The 17,396-nt window shown below is 66.3% G+C and carries 14 protein-coding genes; 5 read left to right on the forward strand and 9 right to left on the reverse strand.

What is annotated here, in order from left to right:
- Positions 1-55 precede the first annotated feature (55 nt).
- Entirely contained in the window at positions 56-1,468 is a 1,413-nt protein-coding gene (locus tag ACWHYA_RS12800; RefSeq protein ID WP_448095600.1) for a sugar ABC transporter substrate-binding protein, read from the forward strand.
- Between the two features lie 494 nt (positions 1,469-1,962).
- Here ACWHYA_RS12800 and ACWHYA_RS12805 read toward each other — a convergent pair whose 3' ends face one another.
- From ACWHYA_RS12805 to ACWHYA_RS12815, 3 genes are all read right to left on the reverse strand, one after another.
- Positions 1,963-2,178: a hypothetical protein gene (locus ACWHYA_RS12805; protein ID WP_425943885.1), complete on the reverse strand. Its 216-nt coding sequence runs from the start codon at positions 2,176-2,178 to the stop codon at positions 1,963-1,965.
- A 112-nt stretch (positions 2,179-2,290) separates the two neighbouring features.
- Positions 2,291-3,781: a hypothetical protein gene (locus tag ACWHYA_RS12810; RefSeq protein ID WP_425943887.1), complete on the reverse strand. Its 1,491-nt coding sequence runs from the start codon at positions 3,779-3,781 to the stop codon at positions 2,291-2,293.
- Positions 3,778-4,128, reverse strand: coding sequence for a hypothetical protein (locus ACWHYA_RS12815; RefSeq protein WP_425943889.1), 351 nt, complete (start codon positions 4,126-4,128; stop codon positions 3,778-3,780). The genes ACWHYA_RS12810 and ACWHYA_RS12815 overlap by 4 nt, the downstream gene beginning before the upstream one ends.
- 259 nt (positions 4,129-4,387) lie before the next feature.
- On the opposite strand from ACWHYA_RS12815, the gene ACWHYA_RS12820 reads away from it, so the two are divergent.
- Positions 4,388-5,287, forward strand: a complete 900-nt coding sequence (locus ACWHYA_RS12820; protein WP_425943891.1) for a hypothetical protein — start codon at positions 4,388-4,390, stop codon at positions 5,285-5,287.
- A gap of 130 nt (positions 5,288-5,417) precedes the next feature.
- On the opposite strand, the gene ACWHYA_RS12825 is transcribed toward ACWHYA_RS12820, so the two are convergent.
- The 3 genes from ACWHYA_RS12825 to ACWHYA_RS12835 all read right to left on the reverse strand — a co-directional run bounded on the left by ACWHYA_RS12825 (position 5,418) and on the right by ACWHYA_RS12835 (position 7,452).
- Positions 5,418-5,987 carry a hypothetical protein gene (locus tag ACWHYA_RS12825; RefSeq protein WP_425943893.1) on the reverse strand — a complete coding sequence of 190 codons (570 nt, stop codon included), beginning with the start codon at positions 5,985-5,987 and terminating at the stop codon, positions 5,418-5,420.
- A complete protein-coding gene (locus ACWHYA_RS12830) occupies positions 5,984-6,595 on the reverse strand; it encodes a hypothetical protein (RefSeq protein ID WP_425943895.1) in 612 nt (203 codons plus the stop codon). The genes ACWHYA_RS12825 and ACWHYA_RS12830 overlap by 4 nt, the downstream gene beginning before the upstream one ends.
- A gap of 515 nt (positions 6,596-7,110) precedes the next feature.
- Positions 7,111-7,452, reverse strand: a complete 342-nt coding sequence (locus tag ACWHYA_RS12835; protein WP_425943897.1) for a histone-like nucleoid-structuring protein Lsr2 — start codon at positions 7,450-7,452, stop codon at positions 7,111-7,113.
- 557 nt (positions 7,453-8,009) lie between these two features.
- Here ACWHYA_RS12835 and ACWHYA_RS12840 point away from each other — a divergent pair.
- From ACWHYA_RS12840 to ACWHYA_RS12850, 3 genes are all read left to right on the forward strand, one after another.
- Complete coding sequence (locus tag ACWHYA_RS12840; protein ID WP_425943899.1) at positions 8,010-9,317, forward strand: ISL3 family transposase; 1,308 nt, start codon at positions 8,010-8,012, stop codon at positions 9,315-9,317.
- Positions 9,314-10,225: a hypothetical protein gene (locus ACWHYA_RS12845; RefSeq protein WP_425943901.1), complete on the forward strand. Its 912-nt coding sequence runs from the start codon at positions 9,314-9,316 to the stop codon at positions 10,223-10,225. The genes ACWHYA_RS12840 and ACWHYA_RS12845 overlap by 4 nt, the downstream gene beginning before the upstream one ends.
- Before the next feature lie 962 nt (positions 10,226-11,187).
- Complete coding sequence (locus ACWHYA_RS12850; protein WP_425943989.1) at positions 11,188-14,115, forward strand: DEAD/DEAH box helicase; 2,928 nt, start codon at positions 11,188-11,190, stop codon at positions 14,113-14,115.
- Between the two features lie 146 nt (positions 14,116-14,261).
- Here ACWHYA_RS12850 and ACWHYA_RS12855 read toward each other — a convergent pair whose 3' ends face one another.
- The 3 genes from ACWHYA_RS12855 to ACWHYA_RS12865 form a co-directional block, all read right to left on the reverse strand.
- Positions 14,262-15,569 (reverse strand): ISL3 family transposase, encoded by a 1,308-nt coding sequence (locus tag ACWHYA_RS12855; RefSeq protein ID WP_425943903.1) that lies wholly within the window; start codon positions 15,567-15,569, stop codon positions 14,262-14,264.
- 237 nt (positions 15,570-15,806) lie between these two features.
- Entirely contained in the window at positions 15,807-16,250 is a 444-nt protein-coding gene (locus tag ACWHYA_RS12860) for a hypothetical protein (RefSeq protein WP_431472905.1), read from the reverse strand.
- Between the two features lie 28 nt (positions 16,251-16,278).
- Positions 16,279-17,175, reverse strand: coding sequence for a TIR domain-containing protein (locus ACWHYA_RS12865; RefSeq protein ID WP_425943907.1), 897 nt, complete (start codon positions 17,173-17,175; stop codon positions 16,279-16,281).
- Positions 17,176-17,396: the final 221 nt, after the last annotated feature.

The following is a 17,396-nucleotide window of genomic DNA, read 5'->3' on the forward strand; positions in this document are numbered from 1 at the left end:
TGTGAATGCGCACAACGGTTCCGCCTTGCCCGTTCGGCATGTTGCAATACGCGTATTGAACGATTCCGACAACACGATCTACTACTCTTACCACTCGGTGTTGCCTCCTGGTGTTACGTTTAATAACCTCGGAGAGCTCCATGGCGATGATGTGTTTCACGATCATTACAGAACGAGCATGACGTTCACGGACAGCTCCGGAAAGCGATGGAAGCGAGATCCAGCAGGCAAGTTGGGCCCTTTGCCTGACAAATTCACGCTGTACAGTGGAGTGGATGTAAAAAAGGGCCTGGATCGATATCGAAAATTATTCAGAGAACAGTTCTCCTTGGAGGTGGAGGTGAACACTAGCCACAGCGGTCACGGACTCCGCGAGTTCTTTGGGTCCAAAAGATATGAAGGCGGGAAATGTGACGCAATCGTCGGGCCTCACGATTGGCTAGGGACATTTCGGGCGAGGTCCCTTCTACGGTCGATTCCCATCCCTCACGTGGTACCTAAGGATTTTCTGACGCGCGAGGCGTTCGAGACGTTCAGGGCTGCAGAGGGGTCGGTGGAATCTTACGGCGTGCCCCTAGCCTACGATACCGCGGTCTTGTTTATTAATAGGAAACTGTATCAAGGCGAGATTCCGAAGTCGGTGCCGGAGATGTTTCGTGCAGGCCGTGCGTGTAGACATGCCGGAGAGGATGATGTGAACATTCCAGGCGTGAGCGTCAGCATGGGGGAACGGTTACATGAAGGGGACCCCTTCATGATGTGGCCACTATTGGCGAGCCTGGGGGGTTACCTTTTCGAACCGCAGGGAGACGACGCCTGGCTTCCTAGCGCGAACGCGCTACGAGCGCCTCAGCTAGCTGAGGCGTTGATCGCCTTGCAGGGGATCGCCCGCGAATACCCCGAGAGCTTCGATCCGCGGACGACTCATGCCACAGCTCGGCAGATCTTCTCCGAAGGTTCGACGCCCTTTCATATCGACACGGCTGGTGCGCGATCTGAAATGAAGTGTGATTTCGAGCCAGAACTCGCTCCCGTTCCGATCGAGAGCGAAATCGCGCGTCCTGGGCTAAGCCTGATATACGCTTTCTATTTTCGCGATATTCCATCCCCTGAGAATCCTGGCAATCAGGACTTTGAGAGGAATGAGTACACGAGGAACGGCGAAGATTTTCTGCACTATCATCTCGGTAGCAGGATCGTCTGCTCCCAGCTATCCGGGGATCTTGGCATGCCGGTCGTTAGCCGATCGGGCCTAGTGGATGAAGGTGCATACGCGGCGGTCGTTCAGCAATGTTGCTCAAATTCTCGCCCCATGCCATCCCTGCCGAACATGGCTGATGTGTGGCGCATCCTTGGTGAGCTTATTAACCAGTGCGTCAGTACGTCCGGAGACTCAAGATCCGTACGGGCTGCTCTAGACGTAGCAGCTGATAATATGGATGGAGCTTTGGGCGTGAGCAAGAGGTGATCGTTGAGCGACGCGCCGGTCAAGTCCGCACCCTCAATATTGGGGCAGAATAGGCTTGGTGGGGAAATCACGGTGGGCTAGGGTAACACCTATTCAGGACCTCGCCCTCAGCCGTAAGGACGGCTCGAGGGTGTCCTCTTGCTGCCTCGTTGATCCATCGAGGACGGCAGTTCTTGGCAGGTGTCGACGGCGTGCAACAACGGGCCCGAAGCGCTCCGTCGAGGTTGTGCCCAACTTGACCCGGGTCGGTGTGTACCGGGTGGCACTTCGTCTAACGAAGTCTGGCCCGCACACCCGTCGGTACTCGCGGCAGCGAAGCAGGAAACTGACGCTCATTCGCGACGGGCCGTTCTCGCTCCGGGGTGCATGGGACTGCATCTCCGATGGGTGGCGCCTTGACCGGGGCGGCTCTGCGCGGTCTCACGGCAATCTCACACGCCAGCTGGACACAGGTGAACGTACCAGCGGGCCTCTCTCCTGCCCGTCCGCGGTCTTCAGCTGGGCGTCTCGCGTTCGCGCGCTATCAGCCAACGACGTAGCGTCGCCCGGTCAAGACCCGCGGTCTTCGCGACGACCTTGAGATCGAGGTCGGCGGCGATGGCTACCGAGGCACGGGCGACGAGCAGGGCACGGGCTTGTTCGAGGTTGATTGCGGCGTCGGCCACCAGCTCGAGCGCGCGCTGCTGCGGCGGGACGTCGTCGGTGCTCACACTCGCGGAGGTTACCCGCCCCTACGAGCCTCGTCCGAGGAGACGCCCTGCTGGACAGCCATGCTGCCGAAACGGATACGGCTGCCGGCGAGCGTGCAGAGCGGTCGGCTGATCAGCGTCCCGGGGTGGTGACGGCGCCGGGTCCCGGGACCGAGGCGGATCGGTGACGTTCGGTGGCCTGGGAGCGGGCCAGTCGCGTGGGGGCGGGCTTGTCCTTCGTCCAGCTGGGTGGAACCTGCATGGAGTCGACGTTCCGGTCGTCGGCGCCGATGGTCGCGCGTAGAGCTGCTCTGGAGGCGGCCGCTGCCTGTCCGGAGGGGCGTTCCAGGAGGGGCCGCAGGGGTTCGGGCAGCGGGACGGGGCGTCGGAGCAGGATGTCGCGGGGGGTGATGAGGGGGTTCTCGGTCGGCTCGGTCTCGGGCCATCCGCGGGGCACGGAGCGGGGTTTGTTGGTACTGGGGTCCAGCTGTCGGGCGAGGTCGTTGGCGGGTCTGGCGTTGACCACGAAAGGGGCGCGTCGGGCGGTGTCGTGGAAAAGCTCGCCGAGGCTGGCGAGGGTGGCGTGGACTCGGTGCAGGGATCTGAGCACTGTGGGCATGTGCACGCGTTGGGCGATGTGCTGGCCGGTGGCGGCGCCGATCCGGTCCCGGGTGACTTCGAGCATGGCGTTGACCAGCTCCCAGGAGGCTTCGCGCAGGTCGCCGGCGGTGGGGACCTGGGGGTGGTGCAGGTTGTGCCACACGGTGTTTGCCTGTCCCCAGCGTTCGATCATGGTCTCCAAGGCGGGGGCGATCTCGTGGGTGTAGGCGTGGGGGTCGACGTGCCCGGTGTCGGCGGCGGCCCGCCACAGCCGGTGTGCGTGGACGGTGGTGGCGAAGGCGGCGCCGGCGACCTGGGCCATCGCGTCGGCGGTCGGGTCGCGGGTCAGGGTCCGTTGGGCGTGCACGTCCCAGGTGGCGACAGCCGCGTCGATGCGGGTGTCGTCCACGGGTTGTCGGTGCCGCCCGTCAAGGCCGGTGGGGTAGTGGCCGCGCAGGTAGGAGTGGGCGATCTGCTCGGCGTCCAGGACCCGTGCCCGTAGGTCGTCGGCAGGGACGGTGTACACCTGCAGGCGTTCGTCGCGGTTCTCGGCCCGGGCGGTGGTGGCCAGGGCGACGGAGACGGCGTGGGAGGTGACGTAGAGGGTGTGCATGATGTTCAGGCGGGCGGCGAACGCGTCCTGGTTCTGCCGGGGGGTCCACCGGGTGCCGGTCCGGCCGATGCCGGAGTCCTCGATCATGGCGGCCGCGCGGGTGAACAGGGTTCCGATCTCGTGCAGGGTGGGGTCGACCTGGCGGGCCTGGCCGGCGCTGCGGTGCAGGGTCCTGGCGGTGCTAGCCAGCTGGATGATGACGTCGTGCCCGGTGCCGGGAACGTCCGAGGGGCGGGGCAGGTGGGACCAGAGCTCGACGGCGCCTTCGACGACCTCGCCCCAGGCGCGGACCATGGCCCGCCCGTCCCGTTCCGGGGCCTCGTAGAGCAGGCGGCGGGCCAGCAGGTCGGCCCGGTCCATCAGCTCCCCGGTGCTGGGCGGGTAGATGCTCGGGGGCCGGCGCCTGGTCACCAGAACCGCCGCAGGGTCTCGGTCAGCCGGCACAGGAGGGTGCTCGTGCCCGGGGGCATCTGCTCCAGCGGCACGGTCCGCAGGACCTGCTCGGCGGCGGCGGCCAGGTCGACCGGGTCGAGCCCGGCCGGGTCCGGCACGTGGGACAGCAGGTGACGCACCGGCGCGGGGATACGGTCCAGGACCTGACCGCGCAGGCAGGACAGGGCGAACGCCAGGTCCACGTCGTCCATGCCTCGGGTGCGGGACGCCGTGCGGGTGGCCTCGGCGTCGGCCTGGGCCAGCAGCCTGTGTGCCCGCAGCAGCACCCCGACGGGGGACAGGACCTGGTGCTCGTGCATCGTCATCGAGGTCGCTCCTGGGGTCGGTGCGTCGGTTCCCTCCCTGGGTAGGGCTTCCGATGACACGGGTGCGGCGGCTCCGCACAGGGGCGGGGACGCATCGGGGAGCGCGGGGGTGGTTGTGGACGACGTGGTGGGCAGGGCCGGCAGGTGGGGCAGGGTGGTCATGACCCCCGGACGCGGGCCGGCGTGGCCTGCGGGGTCCACGAAGTCCGGACACCCGGGTCAGGACGCCGGGGTTGCGGCGGGTTTGGAGGTGGTGGTCGTGCACGTGCGGGTCGCGCGCGAGGCCCGGGCCAAGGCCCTGCTCGTGCCTGCCTTGTGGAGCCTGACGGGGTGGGCTCTCGCTTTCGAGACCGCGCTGGCGGTGGACGCGTGGCCGGTGGCGGCCGGCGGCATAGCTCTGGTGGTGCTGTCCTGCACGGGGGTGGGGGAGCGGTGGACGGCCCGGGTGCTGCTGCGGGGTGGTGTCCCGCGGCTGCACCAGCGGTGCACGTTGGCGCCGGTCGCGAAGGTGCTGCTGGGCCATGGCGTCGTCGTGGACGGCCTGCTGCTGCTCGTCGGACCCGGCGCCGGGGTGGGTGTCATGGCGGTGGGGGAGCGGACCCTCGTCGTGACCAGGGGCCTGGTCGAGGCGGTCCGGTCAGGATGCCTGGGGCCGGTGACCGCGGCCGCGGTGATCGCCCACGAGCTCGGAATTGTCCGGGCGGGGCTGACACGGACGTCACAGGCCTGGGCGGTCTTCCTGCTGCCGTGGTCGGCCCTGGTGGGGTTCCTGACGCTCCTGTGGGGAATCGTGACCGTGTTCGTGTCCGCCCGGGTCCTGGTGGCCTCCATGGTGATCTCCGCCGGCGTGGGGCTCTGGCTGGGGGCCACCGAGCACCCGGTCCACCTGGCCAGCACCCTGGTCATGGCCGTGGTGGCGTGGACGTGGTGGTCGTCCTCGGGCTGGCACCGGGCCCGGAACCGGGTGGCTGACGACCACCTGGTCCAGGTCGGCCTCGCCGGGTCTTTCGCGGACTACCTGCGCACCACCGGCAGCGACGACGCGACCCTCGACCGGGTCGTCCGTCTGCGGCAGCAGGACTCCTGGCACCCGGGTCGGTCCGGTGACGGGCCTGCGGCCACGGGAGCAGGCGCCTGCCCGGTGTCATGGTCCCGGTAGCAGAACCTGGCCTCTACCTCGACAGGCCCAGCCCAGGAGCTGGCGCCGCAGAGGAGACGGCCCGTTGTTCAGTGTCGGATGACGCGCGGCCGGGGCCGTGGCCGTGGGGCCGGTGCGGGGCGAGGCCGACCTATGGTTCCTCGTCGGTTGCGTGGACGAGCCGCAGACGAGGGGTGCCGTCCTCCTGTCCGACGTCGTGGGCCGGGTGGTCGGTGATTGTGCGGGCGGCGTCCTGGGTCGCGTCGGCCGCGGCGGCCAGGAACCGGCGCGCAACCATCCCGGAGGTTCTCAGGGTCGTGGTCAGATGGTCCTGTCGGCAGAGGGCGGACGCGGCCGGGCTCATCGCGTGGTTCGCCGCGTGCAGCGATGTCGCTGCGGACACCAGCGCGCCCACGCATGGCGAGAGCGGGAGGACCCCGTGGTCCGGTCCGCCGGGGACGGGTGGCCGGGCCGCCTCGCAGAGCTGTCGTGCGTCGGCCCCGGTCTCGCGCAGACGCCGGCGCAGGTCTTCGGCCTGGTCGATCAGCACCCGCGCGTCCGTGGAGGTGCCCACGAGCAGGATCCACGCCCGCAGATCCCGCGCGAGGCGGTCCAGCGCCGTGCTCAGCGCGACGAGGTCACCCCGCAGGTCCCCAGGACCGGGACCGGTCGACCGCTCGGGTCGGGTCGCCGGCAGGACGAACCCGTGGCCGGTGCTCATCGGGGCGTCCCGTTCGACGGCGCGGGTGGCCCGACGGCGTGCCGCAGCGCCCGGGTCCGCAGGCCGCTGTCACGGGCCTGCGCCCTCACCTGGGTGACGAGCTCGCTGGTACGCGCTTGGGCACGGTCAAGGTCCTGGTCGCCGTAGCGTGCCTGGTTCGCGGCCGCCTGGACCATCCCGTGGAGACGTTGCACCGTCCTGCCATCGCCCACGCCGCCACCATTGCCGGCGATTGTGGGTGAGACGGTGCGTGCGCGGTCGGCAACCTCGCGCAGCGATGTCGCCACCCCGGCCAGCGCCGTGCCGGTGGCCCCCAGCTGGGTGCGCAGATCCTCCAGGTCACGCAGTAGACGTACCTGTGCAAGTTCCTCGTGCGTCCCCACCGCACGACCCGCCCCTGCCAGGACGGCCGCGGCCTTCAGTCCGGCGATCCCGTCCTGCAGCTTGCGGTCGACCTGCGCGCCGGCTGCTGCACCCTGCTCGCATGAGACGACGATCCCACGCAGGAGAACACCCCGCTCGGCAGCCGGTGCGCCGCGACCGCCTGAGAGGCGTGGGGCGGCGAGCCGGGCCAGCCTGAGGTGGGCGTCGAGCATGTCGAGCCGCATGCGGGACAGCTCCCAACGGACCCGGGGAAGGACCTGGGACACGTGGACCAAGACCGATCTGGCCTCGTCCCATTCCGGACGAGCGCTCACGGACATGAGAGCGTCCGCCCTGGCAGGGTCGCCGCTTTGAGGTCCCGGTATGGCGGACATACGCTCCTGCAGGCGGAACCAGGGCTGGGCCGCGCATCAGCCCTCGGACAGGGCCAACCCGATCGAGGGGTCTGCCCGCTGACGGTGTTCGGTTGCACAGCGCCTCTCCCATCCACGGTCCGCCAGGTCCTCGCGTTGTGGCGGTCCCTCACCACAGGCCCGGGGAACCCACCCCGGGGGTCCACGAACTTTCCTCGACAGCGGTGGGGGAGGGCGCGCACCGGTCGAGGTGTGGGTGCGCGGCCCTCGTACGGGCGCACGGGACGCCTCCGGCGCGGCGCAACGACCCAGATGGAGGGATCTCGAACACGTCGTCCGGACAGAGGAGGACCCCTGGCCGGGGGCCAGGGGTCACTCGGGGGGTCTCAGGACCTGTGGGCCTGCTCCCACTGGTCGATCAGGTTCTGCGGGAGACGTCCCCGCTTGGGGTAGTCGATGCCCTGCTCGTCCAACCAGGACTTGATCGCCTTGGTCTGCGAGGGGGCGCGCTTGGCGGAACTGGCCGCGCCCGTCTGACGGCGGCCACCGACCCGACGGCCCGCCTCGACGTACTTCTGTATCGTGTTGGCGAACTCGTCGGCTTCCTCCTGGGAGAGATCGATCTCATAGTCCACCCCGAGAAAACCGAACTTGACGGTTTGACCGTCCTCACCGAGCTCGGTCCCGGACAGGTCCGAGACGAGAATGGTCTGTACCTTCTGCGCCACTGTGGCTCCTAAGCGAGTTGGGATTGTCGAGACCAGCCTACGACCATTTGGCCTGGGCTGGGTACACATCAGGGCCGATTGCACTCGCGAGACAAGATTCGCTGCCCATATCACCAGGGCAGTCTCGCGGATCGGCTTCCAGCTTGCTCACTTGAGTATCCGACGGGCCTCAGGATGCAAGCAAGCGTCAAGTCGAGGTAAAGTCGCGCGGCCCGCGGCACAGTACTGGGCCATGCGTGGCGATGCGATGTGCCTCGGATCCGACGACCCAACCAGCGGTTCCGCGCCCCAAGCGGGCAGAGTGCCGCTGGGGGTGGGTGCCGATACGGTCTAGTCTGCGGAGAGTCGGTGCCCAACCAGGAGATCAGTGCGATGACTGCCACCAACCGAACGCCTGCCAAAGACGTCCCGGGTGTCATTGAGATCACGGACGGCTTGCGGCAATGGGGCTCTTCACAGATGAGGGTGTAGAGAGCGCTGGCGCGTCGGTCACGGGGTAGGCGTCGAGGTCTTCCGAGGATGGAGGTTCCTACGCCAGCCATCCGAAAGACCTCGACATGCCCGACGCTACCTTCACGCGCCCCGACCTGACGACCTTCACCCGCCTGGACGACCTCGGCCTGGAAGTCACCGGCCAGCTGCTTGAGCCCGACCGTTCGGTGCTCGCCTGCCGGGTCCTCGAACCCGACGACTGGTGCAAGCGGTGCGGCTGCCAGGGCGTCCCGCGCGGCACCGTCACCCGGGAGCTGGCGCACGAGCCGTTCGGGTGGCGCCCCACCACGCTTCTGCTCACCGTGCGCCGCTACCGGTGCACCGACTGCTCGCACGTGTGGCGTCAGGACACCACCGCCGCGGCCGAACCGCGGGCCAAGATCTCCCGTGCCGGCCTGCGCTGGGGCCTGGTCGGCATCGTGGTCCAGCACCTGTCCATGTCCCGTGTCGCCGAAGGGCTCGCCGTGTCATGGAACACCGCCAACGACGCCGTCCTGGCCGAGGGACAGCGCCTGCTCATCGCTGATCCGACCCGACTGGACGGCGTCCGCGTCGTCGGTGTTGATGAGCACGTGTGGCGCCACACGAGGCGCGGTGACAAGTACGTCACCGTCATCATCGACCTCACCCCGGTCCGTGACGGCACCGGTCCATCCCGGCTGTTGGACGTGGTCGAGGGCCGCTCGAAGAAGGCGTTCAAGGACTGGCTGGCCCAGCGTGACCAGGCCTGGCGCGACGGCATCGAGGTCGTGGCCATGGATGGGTTCGCCGGGTTCAAGACCGCCACCACCGAGGAACTGCCCGACGCTGTCACGGTCATGGATCCGTTTCACGTCATCCGGTTGGCCGGTGACGCCCTCGACGGGTGCCGCCGCCGGGTCCAGCAGGAACTGCACGGCCACCGCGGCCGCAAGGGCGACCCCCTCTACGCCGCCCGGCGGACCCTGCACACCGGCGCCGACCTGCTCACCGAGCGCCAGCAGGAGCGCCTCGACAAGCTCTTCACCGGCGAGCGACACCTGCAGGTCGAGCTCACCTGGGGCATCTACCAGCGCATGATCTCCGCCTACCGAGACCCCGACCGGGCGGGCGGCCGGATCGAGATGCGCTCGGTCATCGACGCCCTCACCCAGGGCGTGCCCAGACCGTTGGTCGAGCTGCGCACGCTCGGCCGCACCCTGGCCCGCCGCGTCTGCGACGTCCTGGCCTACTTCGAGCGCCCCCGCACCAGCAACGGCCCCACCGAAGCAGTGAACGGTCGCCTTGAGCACCTGCGCGGCCTGGCCCTCGGCTTCTGCAACCTCACCCACTACATCGCCCGAGCACTCCTAGAGACCGGCGGATTCAGGCCCCAACTACACCCTGGATTGTGAAGAGCCGGCAATGGGCTCAACGCTTCAGCGGCGATCCCACGGCGATTGCTGCTTCGCGGGCGATGACCCATCACAACTGGCATGCCGCAGACACGATGCCCTCCGCTGGCCGTTACAAATCCTCGGCGGCGCAAGCTGCTTTGAAGGCTGTCCGGGAGGGCGTTCTCCCGCGCGAGGCCTTCAACAATGCCGATGATGGCACCAACCCACGCACCACAACTGGGGAACAGGCAGCTGTGACATTGAGAATGCTGCATGACGCGGGAGCGCCCATCGAGTTCATGACGGTGCTGACGGACGCCTACGGCGTGGACCTCAACGACGTCAGGCTGGCCTGGGCCCGTCTTGGGTCCGATGAGCAGGAAGCCGTGGAGCAAAACCGAATCGAGGGCACAGGTTCAAAGGGATTCGCCCAAGGCGGAAGGCCCTACGTGGGGCCGTCCCGAACTCTCCAGGATGAGGAGTCGAGCGCGGAGCCCGCGTTCGTCCTGTGGAACGCGGACGCGATCGACCGCGGTACCCAGGCCCACAAGGACCTCGAGGTCGAGCTCGCCGAACGCATCCGCCAGTCCGGCTTCGTGCCCCTGTCCCCCCGCGGCGGCGACGAGCCGTTCGACGTCGCTTGGGTGGCCGATCACGTGCTCTACATCTGTGAGGTTAAGAGCACCACGAGCGCCAACGAGGAGTCGCAGTCGCGTCTCGGCCTCGGACAACTGCTCAGTTACCTCCACCGGACCAACATCGAGCACTGGCCGCACGTTCAGGCCATGCGGGGCGTACTGGCTATCGAGAGTGCACCCGCGCAGAGCCGTTCCGACTGGGTGGACATCTGCGCGGCGAGCGGGGTCAGGCTTGCCTGGCCGGACCGATTCCCTGACCTCTTCGAGGGGGTGGGGACCGACGGCTGACGGAGCATCGGGTGGCGTCGAGTCGGTCGCACCCCCGTGCTGCCCGCCGGGCGGTCACCAGGTCGACCGACTCCTGGTCCTCAGTCGGTAGCCGTACTGGGGATGAACTCACCTATCCGCGACAACCTCGCTAGGCGCATCGCGTCACGCGCGGCGAAAGGACGCACCTCAGTCGTGCCGATCGGCGGCAGAGGAGGACCCCCGACGGCGTTATCACGTGCGACAGATCGCCTTGACAACCTCTCTCGGAGACAAAGGGCCGCCACTTCTCTTCCTCAGCACCGAAGCAACGGAACGGTCCGACACGCCGATCGCGGCAAACAGAGGGCTTGCGCCGGCGGATCAAGGGATGCTTGCGAGCTTTCGACTCTTCACAAGGAATGGAACGTGCACACCAGTGCGGCATCCAGCCTACCGTGGCACGCGCTGGCCCAGAAGATGGCTCTGAGCCGTACTAGTACGTTCGCCCTGCGGCGTTCGCCCTGCGGCTGGGGCTGCGGCCGGGCACTCGGGACTCCCATCCGTAGTAGTCCATGCCTGTGGTGACCTTCACCGATGTGGCGTGCGTGAGCGCCCCTCCACGCCATCGAACGCGGACGGGACAACACGCGTTCGAATCTGCTGAGGACTTACACACGTGAGATACTCCACACGTGAGCGACGCTGACTGCCCAGGGGACGATGCGCGCGGGGGGTGGCGCGCACCGAGCGTGTGGGCTCGAACGGAGACCTTCGGGGGAAACCAGGTCAAGCAGCTCATCGCGCCGGCAAGCACTTTTCAGCAAGTCGTCGCCGTTGACGGCGGACTCCAGGTAAAGAATAATTACGGTTCCTGGCCGGCGGCAACACCTGACCGACCGTTAAGCCGCGAGATGCTCTGGGTTCGGTTGCCTTTAGGCACTCAAGCCGATGATGACGTTCGCCGGGCCTCATGGAACAGGCCACCCACGGTTCCACGCGTCATGCCCGTAGAGGTAAACGAAAGCTACCGTGACGCCATCGGCTTCACTGAAGGCCGCCCCGACAGGCCTGGTCTCCGCTCACCGCAGCTCGGAGCTCTGCACGCTGTCCTGGGTTACTGGACCACAAAGCGCATGACCCCGGCAACAGTCGTTATGCCCACGGGTACGGGTAAGACTGAGACCATGCTGGCCCTGCTCGTGGCAGCCCGGCCTGAGCGGCTGCTCGTGTTGGTGCCGTCGGACTCGCTTCGAGAACAGGTAGCAACGAAGTTCGAGACCCTCGGTGTGTTGCAGGAACTTGGCATCGTGTCAGCCTCAGCCCTTCGACCGACGGTGGGACGGCTGTCGCACGGACTTTCTGACACGGACACAGCTACCGCCTTTGCCGAGACATGCAACGTCATAGTGGCCACACCGTCGGCGCTCAACGCCTGCGCGCCCGACGCTCTGGAGGTGTTGCTTGGCGCGTGCTCGCACTTGTTCATCGATGAGGCACACCACGTCGCTGCCCGGACCTGGTCAGAGGTTCGCCAAGCGTTTGATCAGAAGCCGGTGGTGCAGTTCACCGCCACACCCTTTCGCGAGGACGGCAAGCACCTTCAAGGTCGCAGCATCTACTCATTCCCGCTGCGCGAGGCGCAAGCTCAAGGCTACTTCTCGAGCATCAACTACACGGCCGTGATCGACTTCGATGATGTTGATCAAGCGCTCGCCGACCAGAGCGTGGCTCAGCTTCGCGTCGACCTCGCCGCAGGGCATGACCACGTGCTCATGGCACGAGTTCGCGGCGTAGAACGGGCCAAGGCGATTCTGCCGCTCTACGAAGCGATCGCCCCAGACCTATCACCGGTCATCATCAACAGCCGAATGCCGAAGACCCAGCAGCGTGACGCCTTGAAGGCGCTGAGCGAGCGCACATCGCGAATCATCGTATGCGTCAACATGCTCGGCGAGGGATTCGATCTGCCCGCTCTCAAGATCGCCGCAGTGCACGACCCGCAGAAGAGCCTCGGGGTGACTCTTCAGTTCATCGGACGGTTTGCCCGCACCTCGGCGTCGGGCAGTTTCGGCGAGGCGTCGATCTTCGTGGCGCGCGCGGAGATCGAGGTCGACAAGCGCCTACGCGAGCTTTATGCCGAAGACTCGGACTGGAACCTCATCCTTCGCAACCTAACTGAAGCCGCAGTCGATGAGCAGCAGGCTGTCAGCGACTTCGAGGAGGGATTCACCAGCCTCCCGGAGGAAGTAGCCCTTCGTAGCCTGCTGCCTAAGATGAGCACGGTGGTCTACCGCGCACCGTCGATGGAGTGGGAACCACAGAACATCGTCCACTTCTTCGGCGAGGAAAACTTGCTCACTTCCCCTATCGGGCTCAACGCCGACGCCGGGGTGGCCTGGTGCGTGGTAGAGCGCAGAACTGACGTCCGCTGGGGCGATCTGAAGACCATCGAGGAGGTCGCCTACCAACTCTTCGTCCTGTACTTCGACCGCGTCCACCGGCTGCTGTACATCAACAACTCGGCTAACGACGGCGTCTTCGAGGACCTCGCAGACGCCGTGCTGAACCCCGGCGCCGAACGGTTCACTGGGTCGACCGTGTACCGCGTCATGGCCGACATCGAACGCTTGGTCCCGACTAACGTCGGTGTCCTCGACGCCCGCGACCAGTTTCGACGCTTCTCGATGCATGTCGGCTCAGATGTGGCCGCCAGCTTCTCCCAGGCCGAGGCCGGGACCAAGTCGCAGACGAACATCTCAGGCGGCGGATACCGCGACGGAGAACACGTCAGCATCAGCGCCTCACTCAAAGGCCGCATCTGGTCCCACGCGACGGCCACCAGCCTCAAGCACTGGCAAGACTGGTGTGACTCCATTGGCGAGAAGCTCCTCGATGACACCATCAGCATCGACAAGGTCATCGGCCAGTTCATTCTCCCCGAAAGACTCACCGGGCGACCGGAAGGCGTGCTGCTGGCCGTCGAATGGCCATGGCAGCTCCACACGCTGCAGGCCGAACACGTGCGCCTCTCCTATCAGGAACAAATCCACGAGGCCGTCTACACGGATCTCATCCCAGACACCGCGTCAACGACCGGACCGTTCCGGTTCACCGTCAAGACCGGCAGTTGGGAAGTGACCTACGAAGCAGCTGTCGAGAGGGGACGGCTTCACTACCGCTGTACCGGCGACGACGATATCAAGGTCGTTCGCCCACGATCGGAATATCCCCTCAGCGATTGGCTGAACGACAACGGGCTGCTTCTGATACTCGACGACGACCGGATCATCGAGGACAACCTGTTGTACAAGCCCACTTGGGACCGACCGCCCTTCGACCCGTCCCAGCTCGTCCCGCTCGACTGGGGTGGGACAACGCTCACAGTCGAGTCCCAGACCAAAGACAAACTCGTCCAGTCAATCCAGTTCCGTGCCATCTCCGAGCTCAAGGCCGAGCCAGAGCCGTGGGACATCATAATTGACGACGACGGCACCGGCGAGATCGCAGACGTCGTCGCTCTTCGCCTGGACCACGAAGGACTGCTCATCCGGCTGGTTCACTGCAAGTACTCGCGCGCCGACACCCCCGGGGCGCGCGTCGCGGATTTATACGAGGTCTGCGGCCAAGCACAGAAATCGATCATGTGGCGTCGCGGCGATCTACGTCCGTTCTTCCGAACCCTCGAAGCCCGTGCCCGGCAGAAGCAGCGCCGAGACGGTGTCAACCCGTTCGAGGTCGGTGATATCAAGAAACTCTACGAGATGCAGGACAAAGCCCTGGTCCTTCGCCGCCGGATGGAAATGGTGATCGTGCAACCCGGCCTGTCAGCCTCGAAGGCAACCACCCAGCAGCTCGATCTCTTGGCGTCAACCCAGGCATACCTGAAGACCACGATCAACGCGCCACTCACCGTCTGGTGCAGCGAGTAGTTTCCTCAGGCACTCGGGGCTGTAGCACAACAGAGATCTTCCGAGAAAGACGCCTGCCCGAGCACCGCCTCAGCGGGACGGGGTACAATTACCATCTCGGGTGCGTCAGTTTGCAATGAAAATGCGCCCCGAGTTATTCCGGCTCTTCACAATCCAGGGTGTAGTTGGGGCCTGAATCCGCCGGCCTCCAGGAGTGCTCGGGCGATGTAGTGGGTGAGGTTGCGGAAGCCGAGGGCCAGGCCGCGCAGGTGCTCAAGGCGACCGTTCACTGCTTCGGTGGGGCCGTTGCTGGTGCGGGGGCGCTCGAAGTAGGCCAGGACGTCGCAGACGCGGCGGGCCAGGGTGCGGCCGAGCGTGCGCAGCTCGACCAACGGTCTGGGCACGCCCTGGGTGAGGGCGTCGATGACCGAGTTCATCTCGGTGCGGCCGCCCGCCCGGTCGGGGTCTCGGTAGGCGGAGATCATGCGCTGGTAGATGCCCCAGGTGAGCTCGACCTGCAGGTGCCGGTCGCCGGTGAAGAGCGTGTCGAGACGGTCGTGCTGCTTCTCGGTGAGCAGGTCGGCGCCGGTGTGCAGGGTCCGCCGGGTGGCGTAGAGGGGGTCGCCCTTGCGGCCGCGGTGGCCGTGCAGTTCTTGCTGGACGCGGCGGCGGCACCCGTCGAGGGCGTCACCGGCCAACCGGATGACGTGAAACGGATCCATGACCGCGACAGCGTCGGGGAGTTCCTCGGTGGTGGCGGTCTTGAACCCGGCGAACCCATCCATGGCCACGACCTCGATGCCGTCGCGCCAGGCCTGGTCACGCTGGGCCAGCCAGTCCTTGAACGCCTTCTTCGAGCGGCCCTCGACCACGTCCAACAGCCGGGATGGACCGGTGCCGTCACGGACCGGGGTGAGGTCGATGATGACGGTGACGTACTTGTCACCCTTCCTCGTGTGCCGCCACACGTGCTCATCAACACCTACGACGCGGACGCCGTCCAGTCGGGTCGGATCAGCGATGAGCAGGCGCTGTCCTTCGGCCAGGACGGCGTCGTTGGCGGTGTTCCAGGACACGGCGAGCCCTTCGGCGACACGGGACATGGACAGGTGCTGAACCACGATGCCGACGAGTCCCCAGTGCAGGCCGGCGCGGGAGATCTTGGCCCGCGGTTCGGCCGCGGCGGTGGTGTCCTGACGCCACACGTGCGCGCACTCGGCGCACCGGTAGCGGCGCACGGTGAGCAGAAGCGTGGTGGGGCGCCACCCGAACGGCTCGTGCGCCAGCTCCCGGGTGACGGTGCCGCGCGGGACGCCCTGGCAGCCGCATCGTCGGCACCAGTCGTCGGGTTCGAGGACCCGGCAGGCGAGCACCGAACGGTCGGGCTCGAGCAGCTGGCCGGTGACTTCCAGGCCGAGGTCGTCCAGGCGGGTGAAGGTCGTCAGGTCGGGGCGCGTGAAGGTAGCGTCGGGCATGTCGAGGTCTTTCGGATGGCTGGCGTAGGAACCTCCATCCTCGGAAGACCTCGACGCCTACCTCGTGACCGACGCGCCAGCGCTCTCTACACCCTCATCTGTGAAGAGCCGTTATTCCGACGATCCTAGCCCGCCCACCTCGCTACATCCTTAGCTGGCAGCCAATTGGTGATAAGCATCTCGGCAGCATACGGTATCCGAATCCAAACATTCGCGGCGGTAAGGGGCACTGCCGCTTCACGCGGCGAACGGCGTTCCGCAGATCATGCAGTGGACACGGCCGGTAGCGGTGTCGGGAACCTTGAGCGGCTCGTTCGGATGGCAGGGCGGCTCGACGATCACCATGTCGCTCGGCTCGATCAACGGGTCGGGAGAGGCGGAGTCAGAGTGCCAGTTCTGATTCACCTTGAAGTCCATGCCCTTCACACCCTTGAACGCGTCGGTGAGCGAGTCCTTGACGTACTGGTCGATCTGGGGCTGGGCTGCGGCCTGCGCGAACTCGAGTTGCGCCGGTGTCCACCATGTGTCGAGGCCGGACGGCTCTCCACAGCGTGGGCAGAAGTACTGGCCGACCTGCTCGGCGTCCGGGTCACCTTCTTCGTGGTTGAACCACTTGAACTCCTGCTCACAGGTGGGGCATTCTCGGCGCAGGAAGCCGTCTTCGTCGAGCGGGATGCTCACGGGGATGCTGAACTCTTCGGTCACTGGATCATCCATTCATGTCGATGAACACGTCCTGAGTTACCGTCTCGCCAGCGTCGGTGCGGGCGGTCACAGTGATGTCGAACTGATCGATGGTGTGGGCGCCGCCGAAGAAACGGTTGAGGTTCATGACGTCGACGGTCACCGACTTGCCGCCCCCAGGGATCTTGGCGATCGGGGCGGCACGTTGCAGGTCCAGCGATGTGCCTTCTTGGACGGACAGGGTGACGTCGTACGCGGTCTCGGTGCCGCGGTTGATGACTTGCAGTTTGTCGCTCCGGCTGCCGCCCTTGTTCAGGTACTTGATATCGAAGTCGACTGGAGGCCGCTGGGTGTTTGCAGCGGGGATCCGTCGCCCGAGAACTAACCCGTCGCCCGCGGGACGGGGCGCGGTGAAGTCACCCCTGCTATGCCAGTGCGTCCCAGTGAGGTTGACCGCGCAGCCGGCGGTCTGTAGGCGGGTCGCAAGTGCTTGCCGCGACGCCGGCGAGTTGTTGATCCGTATGACATGACGACCTCCGACGTCGCTGAACGGCCTGACGTCGCCGATTTCCACCAGGACGGTCCGGTCGGGGTGTCGACCGAACGCTAGGCCCGCCTCGAACAGTACGTTGGGTCGGGCCTGCTCGGCCGGCTGCGTTTCGACGTCGTGCGGGCCGTCGCCGTAGCGAGGCTGGAGGTAGGAGACCTCGTCAGGCGTGAGCAGGACGACGACTGCTGCGACCCTCTCGAAGGCTGCATCGAGAATCTGCCCGACGTACGGGCTTCCGGTGGCAGTCAGTTGGACTGCCTGGTCCCACTCCATCGGCGCGAGGTCGATGCTGCGCAGGAAGTCGAACATGGCGTCAGCGAGGGCACGATTGCGTCCGTGCACGACGAATACGGCGCGGTCGTCCTGGGTCATAAGTAGTTCTGCCTCCTTCGGATTGCTCGAAAGTGTGGTCGAGTCCGAAGGTAGCAACTACCACTGACAGTGAAGAGGTCGTCGCGCGGACAGCCTGGAACTCCGCGCCTCCAAGTCATCACACGGTGAGCTGCTCCCGCGGCGTGAAGGTCGTCTAGGTTTGTGATGGCTAGCCATCCTGTACACCCCGGTCACATCATTCTGGGCGGAATGACGCCACG

The sequence above is a fragment of the Ornithinimicrobium carbonis genome (genome assembly GCF_977012275.1).

Bases quoted from the DNA above. Each gene is read 5' to 3' on its own strand.
- ACWHYA_RS12815 (WP_425943889.1), bottom strand. From the start codon at position 4,128: ATGACGATGCACGAGCACCAGGTCCTGTCCCCCGTCGGGGTGCTGCTG.
- ACWHYA_RS12825 (WP_425943893.1), bottom strand. From the start codon at position 5,987: ATGAGCACCGGCCACGGGTTCGTCCTGCCGGCGACCCGACCCGAGCGG.
- ACWHYA_RS12830 (WP_425943895.1), bottom strand. From the start codon at position 6,595: ATGCGGCTCGACATGCTCGACGCCCACCTCAGGCTGGCCCGGCTCGCC.
- ACWHYA_RS12840 (WP_425943899.1), top strand. From the start codon at position 8,010: ATGCCCGACGCTACCTTCACGCGCCCCGACCTGACGACCTTCACCCGC.
- ACWHYA_RS12850 (WP_425943989.1), top strand. From the start codon at position 11,188: ATGCCCGTAGAGGTAAACGAAAGCTACCGTGACGCCATCGGCTTCACT.
- ACWHYA_RS12855 (WP_425943903.1), bottom strand. From the start codon at position 15,569: ATGCCCGACGCTACCTTCACGCGCCCCGACCTGACGACCTTCACCCGC.
- ACWHYA_RS12865 (WP_425943907.1), bottom strand. From the start codon at position 17,175: ATGACCCAGGACGACCGCGCCGTATTCGTCGTGCACGGACGCAATCGT.